Annotated in this window: 12 protein-coding genes; 4 read left to right on the top strand and 8 right to left on the bottom strand. The window is 64.6% G+C overall.

Going from position 1 to position 15,301, the window contains the following annotated elements:
* Window positions 1-202 precede the first annotated feature (202 nt).
* Window positions 203-2,935, top strand: a complete 2,733-nt coding sequence (locus OL599_RS01660; RefSeq protein WP_264711854.1) for a PAS-domain containing protein — start codon at window positions 203-205, stop codon at window positions 2,933-2,935.
* 15 nt (window positions 2,936-2,950) lie between these two features.
* Here OL599_RS01660 and OL599_RS01655 read toward each other — a convergent pair whose 3' ends face one another.
* A complete protein-coding gene (locus tag OL599_RS01655) occupies window positions 2,951-3,391 on the bottom strand; it encodes a response regulator (RefSeq protein WP_264711853.1) in 441 nt (146 codons plus the stop codon).
* A 369-nt stretch (window positions 3,392-3,760) separates the two neighbouring features.
* On the opposite strand from OL599_RS01655, the gene OL599_RS01650 reads away from it, so the two are divergent.
* A complete protein-coding gene (locus OL599_RS01650) occupies window positions 3,761-4,600 on the top strand; it encodes a type 1 glutamine amidotransferase domain-containing protein (RefSeq protein WP_264711852.1) in 840 nt (279 codons plus the stop codon).
* On the opposite strand, the gene OL599_RS01645 is transcribed toward OL599_RS01650, so the two are convergent.
* From OL599_RS01645 to OL599_RS01625, 5 genes are all read right to left on the bottom strand, one after another.
* Entirely contained in the window at window positions 4,494-5,060 is a 567-nt protein-coding gene (locus OL599_RS01645) for a cytochrome b (protein ID WP_264711851.1), read from the bottom strand. The two genes, OL599_RS01650 and OL599_RS01645, sit on opposite strands and share 107 nt — an antisense overlap.
* Window positions 5,050-5,673: a YceI family protein gene (locus OL599_RS01640; RefSeq protein WP_264711850.1), complete on the bottom strand. Its 624-nt coding sequence runs from the start codon at window positions 5,671-5,673 to the stop codon at window positions 5,050-5,052. The genes OL599_RS01645 and OL599_RS01640 overlap by 11 nt, the downstream gene beginning before the upstream one ends.
* Window position 5,674: 1 nt before the next feature.
* Window positions 5,675-6,448 (bottom strand): anti-sigma factor family protein, encoded by a 774-nt coding sequence (locus OL599_RS01635; RefSeq protein ID WP_264711849.1) that lies wholly within the window; start codon window positions 6,446-6,448, stop codon window positions 5,675-5,677.
* Complete coding sequence (locus OL599_RS01630; RefSeq protein ID WP_264711848.1) at window positions 6,445-6,954, bottom strand: sigma-70 family RNA polymerase sigma factor; 510 nt, start codon at window positions 6,952-6,954, stop codon at window positions 6,445-6,447. The genes OL599_RS01635 and OL599_RS01630 overlap by 4 nt, the downstream gene beginning before the upstream one ends.
* A gap of 395 nt (window positions 6,955-7,349) precedes the next feature.
* Window positions 7,350-8,261, bottom strand: a complete 912-nt coding sequence (locus OL599_RS01625; RefSeq protein ID WP_264711847.1) for a peptidoglycan-binding protein — start codon at window positions 8,259-8,261, stop codon at window positions 7,350-7,352.
* A 652-nt stretch (window positions 8,262-8,913) separates the two neighbouring features.
* Here OL599_RS01625 and OL599_RS01620 point away from each other — a divergent pair.
* On the top strand, window positions 8,914-12,114 hold the full coding sequence (locus OL599_RS01620) for an alkaline phosphatase family protein (RefSeq protein ID WP_264711846.1): 3,201 nt from the start codon (window positions 8,914-8,916) through the stop codon (window positions 12,112-12,114).
* Window positions 12,115-12,516: 402 nt separating this feature from the next.
* Here the strand turns inward: OL599_RS01620 and OL599_RS01615 are convergent, their stop codons facing one another.
* Together OL599_RS01615 and OL599_RS01610 are read right to left on the bottom strand one after the other, a co-directional pair.
* Window positions 12,517-12,903, bottom strand: coding sequence for a c-type cytochrome (locus tag OL599_RS01615; protein ID WP_283949447.1), 387 nt, complete (start codon window positions 12,901-12,903; stop codon window positions 12,517-12,519).
* A 547-nt stretch (window positions 12,904-13,450) separates the two neighbouring features.
* Window positions 13,451-14,065, bottom strand: a complete 615-nt coding sequence (locus tag OL599_RS01610) for a DUF3280 domain-containing protein (RefSeq protein WP_264711844.1) — start codon at window positions 14,063-14,065, stop codon at window positions 13,451-13,453.
* Window positions 14,066-14,230: 165 nt separating this feature from the next.
* Here OL599_RS01610 and OL599_RS01605 point away from each other — a divergent pair, with 165 nt between their 5' ends.
* On the top strand, window positions 14,231-15,301 hold the full coding sequence (locus OL599_RS01605; protein WP_264711843.1) for an ABC transporter substrate-binding protein: 1,071 nt from the start codon (window positions 14,231-14,233) through the stop codon (window positions 15,299-15,301).

Raw genomic sequence — 15,301 nt, 5'->3', positions numbered from 1 at the left:
GCATTTCGTGGCGACACCATAAATTCGGTCGGCCAGGCCGGGCCCAAAGGCCAAAAAGCGGTGGGATCTTGGGAGATTGTCCTACAAGATCGGGCGAGCGTCGGCCTTCAGAGCCGCCGGGTCGCTTGATATTCATTGCCGTCCGGGCGTCAACTTGCTCTCCTGTCCGGGGGGCTGACTCGCGAAGGGGCTGACTCGCGAAATGGGCCTGTTGGCGATTTGGTCTGTCGTCGTCGCCGTGACCATGTCGCAGAGCAAGCCGGATTGGGATCGAATAATGCGAAGCGCTCATGAGCCGACGGAGGAAAGGGTTGGCGATATTCGCTGCGCGCAGGTCCAGTTGAGCGATCCTGCGGCGGCACCGACACGCGGATTCCGCTTGGCCTGGCAAGGCGCCATCGTTGCTGCGGCGTGCATGCTGGTTGCACTGGCCTGGATCGGCGCGTACGGCACCCTCCGCGTGCAGCATGCCGAGACGCTGGCGCGCGTCGAGGGGGAAGTGGGCAACAAGGCGCTGATCCTGGAGGAGCAGTTGCGCCGGCAACTGCTTACGATCGATCAGACCCTGCGCATCCTGGAGGCGGCGTGGCAGAACGACCCCGGGCATTTCGACCTCTCCGCCTGGAGCCGGCAGCTGGTGATGCTGACCGATGCATCCTTGCAGGTGTTCGTGGCGGACAAGCGGGGAATTGTGTGGGCAAGCACCCGCCCTGAAATCATCGGCAATGATGTCAGCGGCCGTGACTACTTCCGCCACGAGGCGGCGTTGCCGACCGATGACGGCAAGATGTTCATCAGCACGCTCGTGCAGGGCCTCACCACGCGGCAATGGCAGTTGAACCTTGTCCGCCGGCTGGACCGGGACGGCGACGTGTTCGCCGGCGTCGTCTCTGCATCGTACGACACGGCTGCGCTCGCCCAATTCTACGGCAAGGTCGAGGTGGGCGCGCGCGGGCTGATCGGCGTGGTCAGCACATCCGACGGCGGACTGCGTACGTTGGTTGGCCCGGTGCCGGCCGAGCCGAATGCGAACATTGCCGGCACCCCGCTTTTCGCCGCGCTGCAGGCCTCGCCCAATGGGCAGTGGCTGGGTCCCTCGGCGCCGGACGGGATTGAACGCATCCATGCCTTCCGCAGCGTCCCGGATCGCGAGCTGGCTGTGCTTGTGGGCGTCGACCGGGACGAGGCGTTGCACGCGCTGATGATCTGGGAGCGGGGCGCGGTGGTCTTCGCCGCCTGCATCACGGTGCTGGCGCTGTTGATGACGTGGCTGCTGCTGCGAGAGGGGCGGAGTGCGCGCCGGCGAGAGAAGGCCCTCGCGCACGATAGTGCGGTGCTTGCCGAGGCCAATGCACGCGCGCAGGCCAAGGCAGCACAATTGGAAGCCACACTCTCGGGCATGACCGACGGCGTGATGATGGTCGACGCAGATTTGCAGCTTGTGGCGTGGAACCAACACTTTCCTGAATTCACTGGCGTTCCGCCGGAGATGCTGCAGGTCGGCCTGCCCATGGAGGTGATCCTGCGAGCGCAGGCCATGGCGGGCGAGTTCGGCGAAGTCGACATCGAGGCCGAGGTTACGCGGCGTATGGCACGGCTGCGGACGGGTGGCAGCACGGGCACGATCGAGCGCACCCGTCCGGGTGGGCGAGTGCTGGAACTGCGGCGCAATCCCGTCGGCGATGGCGGCTTCGTCACGCTGTACACTGACATCACCACCCGCCGCCAGACCGAGGACCGGTTGCGCCAGGCGCAGACGATGGCCTCGATCGGCCGGCTGACATCGGGAGTCGCGCACGACTTCAACAACCTTCTGGCATCCATCACCGGCAATGCCGAGATGCTGGACCGTGATCTGCATGACGATCCCGTGCATGCGCGCCGTATCACGATCATCCTGCAGGCGGCCGAGCGGGGCGCGGCTCTCGTACGGCAACTGCTTGCCTTCGCGCGCAAACAGGCTCTAGCGCCGACACGGGTGGATCTGAACGGGGTCGTACGCAACATGAGCGAGTTGCTGCGCAGCATGCTCGGGCCCACGATTCGGATCGAGACGCATCTCGGCGCTGAACTCTGGCCGGCGCTGGCGGATCCCATCCAGATCGAGCATGTCATCCTGAATCTGGCCATCAACGCACGCGACGCCATGCCGGATGGCGGTCAACTGGCGATTGCGACGACCAACGAGGACCTGGGACCTGCGGGGGCCACGCCGGATCTGCCGGTGGGTAGCTATGTCGTTGTGTCCGTTGCCGACACCGGGACGGGCATGACGGAGGAGGTGCTGAGCAATGTCTTCGAGCCGTTCTTCACGACGAAGCCGCCCGGTAAGGGGTCGGGGTTGGGGCTCAGCCAAGTCTATGGCGTCGCGACACAATCGGGCGGTGGGGTGCGGATCGACAGTAACATCGGCGTGGGCACGACGGTGAAGGTCTATTTCCCGCGGGCGATCGCCGGGTCGGGGGTCGTGCCTGATGCTGTGATCAATCCCCCGGGAGGAACGGCCGGGCGCCCGGCACAAGATGCCCCGGGGCCGGGGGGCTGCAAGGTCCTGCTAGTGGAGGATGATCCAAGTGTTCGTGAGACCGTGGCCGCCATGCTGTCGGCAAGCGGGTATACGACGATCGAGATGGAGGGCGGCCGGGAGGCGGTGCAGCTGCTAGAGAACGGGCTGCGTGTCGATCTGCTTCTGGTGGACTTCGCCATGCCGGACATGAACGGGGCCGAGGTTGCACGGATCGCGCGCCGGTCGCAGCCGTCATTGCCGGTCGTATTCATGACTGGGTATCGCGACGAGGAGCGCATCAGCGGCGAGCGGTGGGTTCTGATGAAGCCTTTCCTCACCCCCGCTCTGGCGAAGATCATGCGTGACGCGCTTGAGCGTACCGGTGACACGCGCGGTACGGTGTGGTCGCCGATCAGGAAGGTTTCCTGACACGCGCAGACTTTCCTACCGGCGGCGCGAAGGCTCGCCCAGGACTTTCCGAATCGCATACAGAAGGGCGCGTACGCTCATCGGCTTGTCGATAACAATCAGCGGCCCTTCGCCTTCGTGCTGGAGCGACACCAGCCAGTCGGCCGGCGCATGCCCGGTCATGACAACCACCGGCAGGCTTGGCTGTCCCGCGCGCAACAGTCGGATGAGTGTCTTGCCGTCGAGGCGGGGCATTCGGAGGTCGGTCAGCAGGGCGTCGAAGTGGGTTCCGGCGGCAGCCTCCAGGGCGGCCTGCCCGTCTTTCGTCAACGATACGCAGAACCCCTCCTGCCGCAGGATGTCATCGACTGTTGCTGCGAGCAGGGCGTCGTCCTCGGCCACGAGGATGCGTGGAACGTGTTCGTGATCGGCCATACTGCGATTGCGCCCCTCCACATGAGCTTGGCGACTGCTCATTGCCAAGCCAGCATGTTCGCCTGATTTCAAGCACATGCGAACCCACCACGCACAACTCACATGGCCGTGTGTCCGCTCCGGCTCCCCAGCCAGTTCGACGCCTTGGAATGGCTGGAAATGGCCGTGGCTGAGCAGGTGCATGGACGTGAGAGGCTCTGACTCCGATGCTCCGCGCGCCAAGGATTGAACGATGCCTGGGATTGGAGTCGGGCCGGGGGCCCACGACTCATTCAGCCGCGCCACGTACCCACCAGGGCCTGGCACGGTGCTGGATGTGGAGGGCGGGGTCGCGCGCACCGTGGCGTAAGCTGCGGACCGACGCGCGCAGCCTCCGAAACTGCGGGCGTGTGGAACTACAAGGAGGATGGCATGGCCATGGTGCTGATAGTGGCCACATCCCATGATCGCCTCGGCGACACCGGTCACCCGACCGGCGTGTGGCTGGAGGAACTCGCCACGCCCTACTACGTACTGGTCGATGGAGGCGCGGACGCCACGCTGGCGTCCGTCAAGGGCGGCGCGATTCCTGTCGATCCGCGCAGCGTGCTGCCTCCGGACTCCGACGCAGCCTCGGTCAAGCGATTCCTGGCCGACCCGGACGCACAGAAGCGATCCAGGAATTCGCCGGCGCTGGCCGCTGTAGCGTCCGAGGCGTTCGATGTGGTGTTCTTGCCGGGCGGTCATGGCCCGATGTGGGATCTGCTGCCGAATAAGACGCTCGCTGCGTTGATCGGCAACGCCTATGGTTCAGGCCGTGTGGTGGCCGCCGTCTGCCGTGGGCCGGTAGGCTTGGTGTCTGCCAGGCGGGCTGACGGACAGCCGCTTGTCGCCGGTAAGCGGGTCACCGGCTTCACCAATGCGGAGGAGGAAGCCGTCGGGCTGACGGAGGCCGTGCCGTTTTTGCTCGAAACACGTCTACGCGAGCTGGGTGGCCGGTTCGAGAACGGACCGCCGTTCACGGCCTTCGCCGTTCACGACGGCAATCTGATTACGGGGCAGAACCCGAAATCGTCGGAACCCGTGGCGAAATACATCCTAGAGGCATTGCAGCCACACCAGGCGGAAGCCTGGCGCGCCATGCCGTTTCTGCGGCGTGCCGGCCCTATGGCCGCTCGCACGAATGGCCTCGCCACATCCGGACCAAGGTGGCGCGCCCGTGCCGGTGGTTGTGGATGGCCGCCGCCGCATGGCCGGCTGCCAGCAGCATGAGCGAGGCCGCCATCCACCAATGCGCCTGCCGCAGGATGGCGAACCAGAATTCGCTCGGGCTTACCAAGTGAGGAACAGGGATGATCCCCAGGAACAAGGTCGGCACCCGTGCGGGTGCAGTGGCTGCCGTCAGGTAGCCGAGTGCCGGCGTACCGACCAGGAGTGCATAGAGGACGAGGTGCATGACGGCCGCCGCCTGGCGCTGCCAGAGCGGCAGGTCGGTGTCCCATGAGGGGCGGCCACGCCGCATGCGGATGAGCAGGCGTGCCACGGCAAGCACGAGTACGGTGATCCCGATCGTCTTGTGCAGCTGGTAGAGCAGGAACTTTTCGAGCAACTGACTGAGCGGCACGCTGACCATCTGCCAGCCGACCGGAAAGGCGGCGAGAACGAGTCCTGCCGTCCACCAGTGAAGCCGGCGTTGCGCCCTGGTCCAGACCGGAGATTCATCAGCCTGCACGGCCGGATGCGGCCAGCTGAATGCGCGCGTGGATGCTCAATTTGACGGCGTCCGAGATGAAAGACCGGTCGGCGATCATCCCGAAAGCCGAGCGCCTGAGTGTCCCGGTTACCACGAAATCCGCTACTTCAGCCTTGCGCGCAGGGTCAAAGTGCCGCGCAGTCATCCTGGCGTCCAGCACGCAAGGCTGGGTTATCCCGCGGATCATGACCGTGCCGTGGATAAGGTAGTGGTCCGCCGACAGAACCTCGATCGTGGCACTTACGAAGCGGACGTCGGGGTAGTGCTGGACGTCGAAATAGTCGGCCGATTGTAGCATCGCGACCGCACCCTGCCAGGACATGTCCACCGACTTCGCATCCACGTCGACTGCGATCCGCGTCCATTCGGGATGCGCGGCATCAATGGTCAGTGTGGCGTCGAACTTGTCGAACTGCCCCTGCGAGGTGAACAGGCCGAGATGGTCCACGCTGAACTCGATTGTCCCGAACCGCTGATCGAGGGAGTAGGCGCTCTCGGCGCGGACGGATCCGGGAGGGAGCACCGCTGTCGCCAACAGGAACAGGAAGCCAAGGCGGGCTGCGCGGGCCCGGCAAGCGTGTAAGCTGATCACGTCAGATGGGGGCCAAGGCTTGCTGCCTGACATGTTTGGACAACTCCAGGAGCCGCTTGTACGGTTCGGCCGCGATGACGGTATAGCCGACGCCCCGCTCCACCCAGGCGCAGCCGTCCAGGTCGCCAATGTCTACCTGTTCGATCGGCGTTGTCTCCACAATCTTCATGGGGCGGACATAGATGGTCAGTCGCGTCCCGCCGGCGTTCTCATATACGAACAGGGCCGCAGCCCCATGCGCCGCCGCGACCAGGCGACCGCCCAGCAGCCGGTAGCCGGCCGCGGACAGATCCGGCGGCGCGACCGGCCGGTTCAGCCGATTGGACAGCCACCGGGTCAGGTCATCGCGCTGCGCCGCTCCGAGCTCGACGGGACGTCGCTTGTCGAGGGAATAGACGGCATGGCTCGCTCCGGCTTCCTGTGCGAGCGCGTCGATACCGCTTGGCAAGCGGGCGCCGAGCGCCCAGCCGCTAGCGCCTCCGAGCCCGAGGGCAAGTGCGACTGCAGCGGCCATCCGCCACGGCGCTTGCCGCCGGGTCAGCCGCGTCTCGACCAATCGGGCGAAATCGAGCGAGGGCGGCAGCGGGTTGGTTGCCCGCTCGGCGAAGGCGGCACGCAGCCCCTCGCGCTCGGCAGAAAAGGCCGTCACGCTCTCGGAGACGTCCGGATGATCATGCAGGTAGCGGTCGACAGCAGCCCTGCGCTCGGTGTCGAGGCGGCCGTCGACATAGGCGTGCAGGTCTTCTTCAGTGATGTGGCGGCCTGGTTCGGTCACTTGACTCTCCTCAGGCAGGGTCGTGCCTTCGCGCCGTCCTGCATCATCTGCCGCAACTGTTCACGCCCACGGGCGAGGCGGGACATCACTGTCCCGATCGGAATGTCCAGCACGCGTGCGGCCTCGGCGTAGGACAGGTCCTCGACGGACACGAGAAGGATGACAGCTCGCTGCTCCTCTGACAGACAGTTGAAGCTTCGCATGAGGTCGCGCCAGCGCAGATTTTGCTCCTGCTCCTCCTGCACGGTTTCGTTGATCACGTTCAGCGGCTCCTTCGCCGCGCGCGCCTTTGCCCGCCTCAGCTGGGTGACGAACACGTTGTGCATGATGGCGAAGAGCCATGGCCGTACCTCAGCATCGCTGCGCTTTGTGTGCAGCTTGTCCAATGCACGGATCAGCGTGTCGTGGACCAGGTCGTCTGCATCCTGTGGGCTGCGCAACAAAGCGTGGGCATAGCGCCGGAGGGCCGGAACACAAGCTTCGATGCTGGAGAGCACCCCGGCCATGGCCGACTACCACCCAGGCACGCATGCAACGGCGCAGCAATGTCCACCGCTTCCCGGCTGACGCATGAGGCGTGGAGCGAGAGGCTGCATTGATGGCGGCTTCGGCATCGTGGTGGGGTCTCTTGTGGGGTGGCTCTTGTGCTCTCCGTAGACGCTTCACGAACAAATTTATTCCCCGAGCCACGGGTGCGTCATTGGCCAGCTATGTGGTGGGGGCGTTCCGCCCGCCGGGCAATCGCAGTTCGGGCCCGGGCGCGGCGGCGAAAGCGCTGCTGATCGGTCTGGCGCGGCCGTCGTGAACCGCCACGTCCTGGTCACCGACGGCGGCAGGAGCGCCGGCAGTCATATACCGAAGGGGGAAGGAAGCCGGCGCTCAGAAGGAACAGCTACGGCGGTCAGGCCTGCGGGGCCTCGGGGGATGATCCGACGCGTGTGCGGGCGAGAACCTGGTGCAACGCGGCCCAGGTGATCTCTCCCGCGACGCCATCGACTGTCAGTCCAGCCGCCTGCTGGAACCAGCGAATCGCGGCTTCGGTTGACGGGCCCGCGAGGCCGTCCACGTCGAGTTTCGGGGCGGCCCCGACATCGTTCAGGGCCTGTTGGAGGGCTCGGGTGCTGTCGTCATCCGCTGCGGCCGCCCAGGCCTCGGTCTTCGCGGCGCCACCCCGGAGCAGTGCCCAGAGCTTGTCGAACCAGGCTTTTCGTTCGTCCAGGCCATTGGTCCCGCCGTTGATCTTGAGCGTGATGGTGCGGATGTCGTTGCGGTCGGCCGCGGCGTTGAGTTGGCCCTCGTCCCATTCGTGCAACGCGGGCTTGAGCGCATGCGCCGGATCGACGACAAGATCGGGCTGTGCCTCGAAATCCACACCGGATTTCTCGCCCATCCGGCGGTAATTGGCACGGCCGGTGGTCTGCAATACGCCGCCGCCGCGATAGCGATAGCCGTCGCCGGGTTGCGCGTTGCCGAGTTCCCTCGCCTTGCGAGGATTACCAAGGCCATAGACGCGTTCGGCCAGAGCCGGCTCATTTCGCAACAGACCTTGAACTTCGCCGGGGCGAACCGCGGCAGAATGTTGTCCTTCACCGAAGACCTGCAATAGCCGTTCAGGTGTCGTGTAATATAGGCTCTCGAAAAGCACCGTGCCTCCGCCGGTCTCGTGCAGCATCTGGGCCAGGAAATGCGCCGACCGAAGCGGTGTGGTGATCCCGAACTGGCCTAGCAACGCATCGCCGTCGGCGAACGCGTCCACGTAATTGGTCTTGGCCTTTGGGGCAAGTTGTCGGATTACGTCCACGGCGGTTGGCATGTGCGTCTCCTGCGCGGCGCGGTCCACTGGTATCGCCCGGACGGACGGCGTGCTCGACATGTCGGCAGGAAGAATAGCCTCCGCGGCGCCGTCGGCGCAACGATCGAGATGGGTGGGGCAGGCCAGGCCCGCTCAAACAATCATGGCGGCCTTGCGCCGACCGCCATCGGTCGAGATGGAGACCCGAGTTCGCCAGCGGCCGTCCGCTGGGCCGCCGCCCACCGCATGGCGGGGCCCGAGACCGGGCTGGGGACGGAGATGACTGCCAGCGGGTGCCGCTTTTCGCGGCACTGTGCCGACCCGTCCCGGGGTTGCCGAAACGGCCTAGATCTAAAGATGCGTTGAGGGAATATCGTTCCGGTCGCTAATGTCGAATCCGAACGGAGAAGGAATGACACGTCATTTTCGTGGATGATGTGGAATCCATCTCAGGGGCAGCGTGGCCGGGCAATGCGCGGGTGGGGGGTGCAGGTCGCTTGCGGCGGCCGCTGCGGCCTGCCGGGAGGGGTGGGGCTGCGCAAGATGGCTTAGGACCTATTGCGCGGCGCCACGACGTTCATTCCAACAGGAATGCCGGAATAGCGGCTCGCGGCGCCCACGCTGGGGCCGCGCAGCAAGCGGAATTATCGGCTTCGGCACTCAGGAGCGGGAAATGGGTGTTCCTCCCTACGATCACATCGTGGTCGTCATGATGGAGAACAAAGACTATAGCCAGATCATCGGCGATATGGTGGATGCGCCATATATCAACAGCCTTGCGGCGGACGGTGCTCTGCTTACGAACTACACTGCGATCGCGCACCCGAGCCAGCCGAACTATTTCGCCCTCTTTGCGGGTAGCACCTTCGGTGTCACCGACGACGATCACCACACGGAGTTCGACCCGACACTCGCCACGATATTGCAGAGCGCCGGGAAGACCTTCACGGGGTACGTGGAGAGCAATGGCCGTTCGTATGACCACAACCCATGGGAGTCGTTTCCCGAGGGATTCACCGTCGAGCAGGACTTCAATACATTTCCGTCCGGGAATTTCGCAAATCTGCCAAGTGTCGCATTCGTCAGCCCAAACGTGCATGACGATATGCACGATGGGACGATCACGCAGGGTGACGATTGGCTGCAGGCCAATCTGGACAGCTATGCGCAATGGGCGAGGGCGAACAATTCGCTGCTTATCGTTGCCTGGGATGAATCCTCCCAGAATTCCACGAACCAGATTGCGGCGATTCTCTATGGCGATCACGTCATACCGGGCGCTTATGCGGCTGCCTACAACCACTACAACATGCTCAGCACGATCCTCGGGGCGTTCAATCTGACCGGCCCCAATAATGCGGCGACGGCGGCTACGATCGACGTGTTCGGGAAAATCATCAGCGGTAGCGTCACCGGCCCAGTGGTTCTCGGGACTGCAGACAACCCCCTTACCATCACCGCCGCGGGTACCGTGATCGCAACCGGCTCCGGGGTTGATGGGATCGACGGGCCGAGTGCCTTCGCATCCACGATCAAGAATGACGGCACCGTGGCCTCCGCCGATGGGTTCGGGATCGCCCTTGTGGGTGGCGGCACCGTTGGCAACGGGCCATTGAGCGAGGCTGCGGCATCCATCACGGGGAAGGGCGCTGGTCTCTTCATCAACGGTGGGGTTGGAACTCTTAGCAACGCCGGCCTGGTCAGCGCGTCGGGCGGCGCCGGTGCCGATATCGAGGCCGGTGGCAGCGTGTCGAACGCTTCAGGTGGCCTCATCGCCGGGAGCACATTCGGCGTCTTCATCTCCGGCGGGTCCGGCACGGTCTCGAACGTGGGAAGCGTCAGGGGCGCGGCCTATGGCGGCGTCCTTCTTGCGGCAGGGGGCAGCGTGACGAACGTCGCAGGAGCGTCCGTCCGGGGCGGGCACAATGGCGTTTATGTCCAGACGGCGGCCGGAGCGGTCATCAATGCTGGCAGCATCCTGGGTAGCCGGGACGACGGCGTCGTCTTCGCGGCCGGGGGTAACGTATTCAATGCGGCGGGTGGGGTCATCGCGGGCGGTGCCGACGGTGTCTTCATCTTCGGGGGCGGCGGGGCCGTCACCAACGACGGCACGGTCTCCGGGGGCAGCACATCCGGCTATGGTATGATCATTGGCTCCGGGGGCAGCGTAACCAATGCCGGATTAATCTCGGGCAGAGATGGCCTCGGGCTCCGCGCCGGTGGCAGTGTGACGAACGCCGCGAGCGGCGCCATATCGGGTCTCGGCCCCTCCGGGACCGCGGTATTCGCAGCTGGCTCGCCTGGGACGCTCACGAATGCCGGCAGGATCGCCGGTAATAGTCTCGGCGCTCTGTTCGTTGCCGGCGGCAGCATCACCAATGCGGCATCGGGGGCTATCGTGGGGCGGGTGGCTGGCCTGTTCGTCAATGGCGGCGCCGCTTTCCTCAGTAACGAGGGCAGCATCGGCGCGACCGCTGGCGCGGCTGTCGATCTCGAGGCCGGGGGCAGCGTGACCAACAACGCTTCCGCGTCCATCACGGGCAGTGGGTTCGGCGTCTTCGTCACGGGCGGCTCCGGCTCGGTCGTGAATTCCGGCAGCATTGCCGGGGGCAGCAACATTGGCGCCTTCCTCGCCTCGGGTGGCTATGTGACGAACAACGCGTCCGGATCGATTTCCGGCCACATTGCGGGCGTATTCACGAAGGGCGCGCGCGCGACGCTCAGCAATTCAGGCAGCATCACCGCGACAGGTGGTGCCGGCGCGGATATCGAGGGTGGCGGCAGCGTTATCAACAATGCGGGTGCATCCGTCTCGGGCGGTGGGTTTGGCGTGTTCATTACGGGCGGCTCCGGAACAGTGTCGAATTCCGGCAGCATCACGGGCACGAGCAGTGGCGGCATCGTCCTCGGGGCGGGTGGCGGCGTTGCGAACAACGCGGGTGCATCCATCACGGGTGGCAGCAATGGCGTCTATGTCAAATACGGCGCCGCCGGGACCATCACGAACATGGGGTTGATCAGTGCCAGTTCGGGCGCGGGCGTCGATCTCGCGGGTGGCGGAAACGTCGTGAATGCCGCAGACGCGTCCATCTTGGGCGGCCAGTTCGGCGTGTTCATTGCCAATGGCGTGGGGACGGTCACGAACAACGGGACGATCGTGGGCGGAACCTATGCTGTGAAGTTCTCGGGCGGTGGCACAAATCGGCTGGTTGTCGGCCCGACCTCGGTCATCATCGGCGCCGTCGGCGGAAGCGCATCCGCAACCAGCGCACTGGAGTTCGCGGGCGGATCGGGTGTGATCAGCGGCATGTCCGGCGGCTCAGGCATGGTGACCGAGAACGGGCAGAGTTGGTCGTTCTGCGGCGATTTCGGAACGCTTGCGATCGACCCAGGCGGCGTCTGGATAATGAGCGGCACCAATACGGCCCCGTTCATGGCCAACTACGGGCTGGTCGAGATCAGCGGATCGCTCAACGTGTCGGATGCAATCGATCAGGCCAGCACCGGCCTGTTCCAACTCGACAACGGCGCCAGGCTGGAGATTGCAGCGGCGTTGGGCACGGATGTGCAAATGCGTTTCCTGGCCAGCTCCAGTCTGGTGATCGACAATGCCGGAGCATTCGGAATCAACGTGGGAACCGCGTCGTACGCGGGACCGCAACTTCAGAACTTCGGCGTAGGTGACACCATCGATCTGAAGAGCTTCAGCGCTGCGGGCGTGGCGTGGAACTATGACGCTTCAACGGGGGTTCTGCAGGTGTCAGACAGCGCCCTGCAGGTGGCGAGCCTCGCCTTCCAGACGTCCAGCCTGGGCGCCGGCACTTTCCATGCAACGACGGACGGAGCGACGGGCATCTACATAACGCATGGCTGATAGCTGATCACGGCGGGCCTGGATGCTGCGAAAAACATCATCGGTCGCCAGCGTTGTCAATCGGTTCGGTGACCCGGTCTGCGCACGCCTGGTTGCTGCTGCCGAAACCGGTGGCGTCTGAGAACCCCTGGCGTTGCTGGTAGCCTCGACAACGGGTCTGGGTAACGTGCAAGCCCGCCACCCATCCGACGAGGCAGAACGGGCCAGCACCGACAGACCAAGCGTTGCCGCCTGGCCCGCGGCACTCCGAGCCAGAATAGATTACCTCGGGACGCTGACCGAGTTCATATCCCCGATGACCGAGGCTTTCGGTGTTCCCACGACCGGCACCGGGACGATGCAAATCGACCCGCTCTTCGCGTAGGACAGGTGGCGGCGCGTGCAGACCAAATGTCGGGGCGGCTATTGCACCTTCTGCCCATCAGGCCCGAATTGCTTCAGGAAGGCTATGATATCTTTGACTTTCTGTGGGTCCTTGACTCCAGGGAAGATCATCTTGGTCCCTTTCACAATAGTCTGCGGGCTAGGGAGGTAAGTCTCCAGGGTGGTCTCATCCCAGGTTAGTCCGGAGTGGAGGTTCGCTTGCGAGTAGGTATACCCGGGGACGGTTCCCGCTTTGCGGCCGACCACGCCATTGAGTTCTGGCCCGACAAGGTTCTTGGCGCTTGGTCCGATCTGATGGCATGCGCGGCAGACAACGAACGCCTTTTCGCCCGCCGCCGGGTCCTGTGCGACAGCGGGGGCAGTCGCGATGGCGGCCAGAAACAATCCCGCGAAGATGGAACGCAACACCAAGTCTCCTTTTGCACGATTTCCGGGACATGTTGCTACGCCCGAGTCGGTGGCTCTTCGGCCGCAGTTGACGAACCTTCCGCCCCGCCGTCGGCAGATGTCAATGCCGGCCGCGCGTGACGTCGGAGCAGGTATGTCAGATTTTCGCACCATCCGCGCCCGGCCAACGGCAGCGCCATCGCTGGACGCGATAGTTCGGGTGCTCCCCGACCCATTGCGCCAGATATGGTGGGGCCTGGATCATGCATGCCTGCAGCGACCCGGAGGATTGCAGAAGTATATGCCGTTCGGTGCACGCGGTCGGGTTGGACAACGTGCAAACCAGGATGATCAGATCAACAAGGTTCATTGTCGCCTCTTACGTATCTGGGGACAAGCCGCGCGGGAGGTGCGGACCGGGCGCCTGTTCCGTGCGAGGCATATACGACGCAAACGCCATCCCGAAAGCGTACCGCGCACAGTATTTCTGACTGGCACCGTCCAGCCGCGCGTGGGGGACGAACATATGTCCAGCCCGATCCGATTATGCCTGCCAACAAGCGGACTATTGCGGGGAGGACAACAGTTGGTTACGCACGAGATATTCCAGCCCGCGGGCCCAGGAGTCATCGGTATTGCCGCGGATATCGACGCTGCCGGCATGCACCACCCGGCCGGTCGCGACATCGCGCATGACGACATTGATATTGAGGACCAGGTTGGACACTTTCTGTACCCAGCCGATGACCGCGACCTGGGCGCCGGCTTGCCGGGCGAAGGCAATGTCGCAGCCACCGCATGCCCGCAGGTTGTAGCGGCGGGCGGCGGCGGCAATGGATGGCACATCCACCACGACATATTGGCCAGAGTTGGCAAGCCGATCCCGAAGCTGACTCGTAAGACGAGAAAGTCGTGCCTGCTCGTCCTTGCGCGGCCCCTGCATCTGCCCTTGCAGGCTGGTGTCGTCGAGTTCGAAATCGAACACGGCGGCCGTCACCGGTGCAGCCTTTGGCAATTCCGCCGGCGCTGAGCGCGTTGACAGCAACGCCGCTGCGACGAAACAGAGAACGACCCTCATGCGTTTGCCTCCGGTCACGAAGGTTCCCTCCGCATCCGCCGGAATGGCGGATGCACCAACGGGTCGGCCAAAACTCTTGAACACGCGACGGCCAGTGTCCATGCTGACGGCATGCGGCGTCCAGAAACGCCAGAGCGTAGCGGCGTAGCCCGGCGTGCAGTGCTCACTGCGCTGGCCGTCTTCTTGATTGGGATGCCTACTGGACGGGCAAATGCCGATTCCTCCGCGATCGCGGTCGGGTATATCCGACGGACCGATCGGCACCCTATGATCTCGCTGCTCGATCAGCAGGCGCCCGATGACGGGTTCGCCGGCGCGAAGCTGGCCACAGATGACAACAACACGACCGGACGCTTCCTGGGCCAGGCGTTTCAGCTGATCGACGCCCCTGTGGGCGGGCAGGATGATCCCCTGGCTGCACTCGCCTCACTCGCCGACCAAGGTATCGCATTCGCCCTGGTGGACCTTGCCGCAGACGGCGTGCTGAAGCTTGCCGGGCCGGCCGGCACGCGGGGTATCACACTGTTCAACATCGCCGCCCGTGACGACAACCTGCGCGAAAAGGACTGTCGCGCGGACGTGATCCATATAGCGCCCACGCGCAGCATGCTCGCGGATGCACTGGCCCAATACCTTGTCTGGAAGAAGTGGACACGCTGGATGCTGGTGCTGGGATCGCATCCGGAGGATGCCTTGCTGGCGGATGCCTATCGCCGCGCGGCCAAGCGGTTCGGCGCCCGAATCGTTGATGAGCGCATCTTCAAGGACAGCGGTGGCGCGCGCCAGACCGACTCCGGCGTGATCCAGGTGCAGCAGCAGATGCCCGTCTTCACCCAGGGGGCGCCCGACCACGACGTGGTGGTAGCGGCAGACGAGAATGAGGTGTTCGCGGGCGACTTGCCCTACCGCACCTGGACGGCACGACCGGTCGTGGGGTCGGCGGGGTTGGTGCCAGTGACCTGGGACGCCAGCAGCGATTCCTGGGGCGGCGCGCAGTTGCAGAACCGCTTCGTTCGTCTTTATCACCGCCGCATGACGGCACTGGACATGCAGGCGTGGACGGCCGTGCGCATGATCGGGGAGAGCGCGAGCCGTACGAAATCGGCGGATCCCAAGGCCATCATGGCATACATGAAGGGCCCTGAGTTCGGTGTTGCCGCCTACAAGGGGCAGAGGCTGACGCTGCGTGACTGGAACTGGCAGCTTCGCCAGCCGATCCTGCTGTCGGACGGGCGCAACGTCGTGTCGATCTCGCCGCAGCCTGGATTTCTTCACCAGGTCACCGAGCTGGATACGCTGGGCATTGACCGGCCGGAAAGCCAGTGCAAGCTCAAGTGA

Source organism: Limobrevibacterium gyesilva (assembly GCF_025989185.1).
GTDB classification, from domain to species: Bacteria; Pseudomonadota; Alphaproteobacteria; order Acetobacterales; family Acetobacteraceae; genus Limobrevibacterium; species Limobrevibacterium gyesilva.
This window is presented reverse-complemented; position numbering and strand designations above follow the sequence as displayed.

Coding starts and splice junctions, on each gene's coding strand:
- OL599_RS01620 (WP_264711846.1), top strand. CDS start 8,914: ATGGGTGTTCCTCCCTACGATCACATCGTGGTCGTCATGATGGAGAAC.
- OL599_RS01650 (WP_264711852.1), top strand. CDS start 3,761: ATGGCCATGGTGCTGATAGTGGCCACATCCCATGATCGCCTCGGCGAC.
- OL599_RS01625 (WP_264711847.1), bottom strand. CDS start 8,261: ATGCCAACCGCCGTGGACGTAATCCGACAACTTGCCCCAAAGGCCAAG.
- OL599_RS01655 (WP_264711853.1), bottom strand. CDS start 3,391: ATGAGCAGTCGCCAAGCTCATGTGGAGGGGCGCAATCGCAGTATGGCC.
- OL599_RS01605 (WP_264711843.1), top strand. CDS start 14,231: ATGATCTCGCTGCTCGATCAGCAGGCGCCCGATGACGGGTTCGCCGGC.
- OL599_RS01660 (WP_264711854.1), top strand. CDS start 203: ATGGGCCTGTTGGCGATTTGGTCTGTCGTCGTCGCCGTGACCATGTCG.
- OL599_RS01610 (WP_264711844.1), bottom strand. CDS start 14,065: ATGGACACTGGCCGTCGCGTGTTCAAGAGTTTTGGCCGACCCGTTGGT.
- OL599_RS01630 (WP_264711848.1), bottom strand. CDS start 6,954: ATGGCCGGGGTGCTCTCCAGCATCGAAGCTTGTGTTCCGGCCCTCCGG.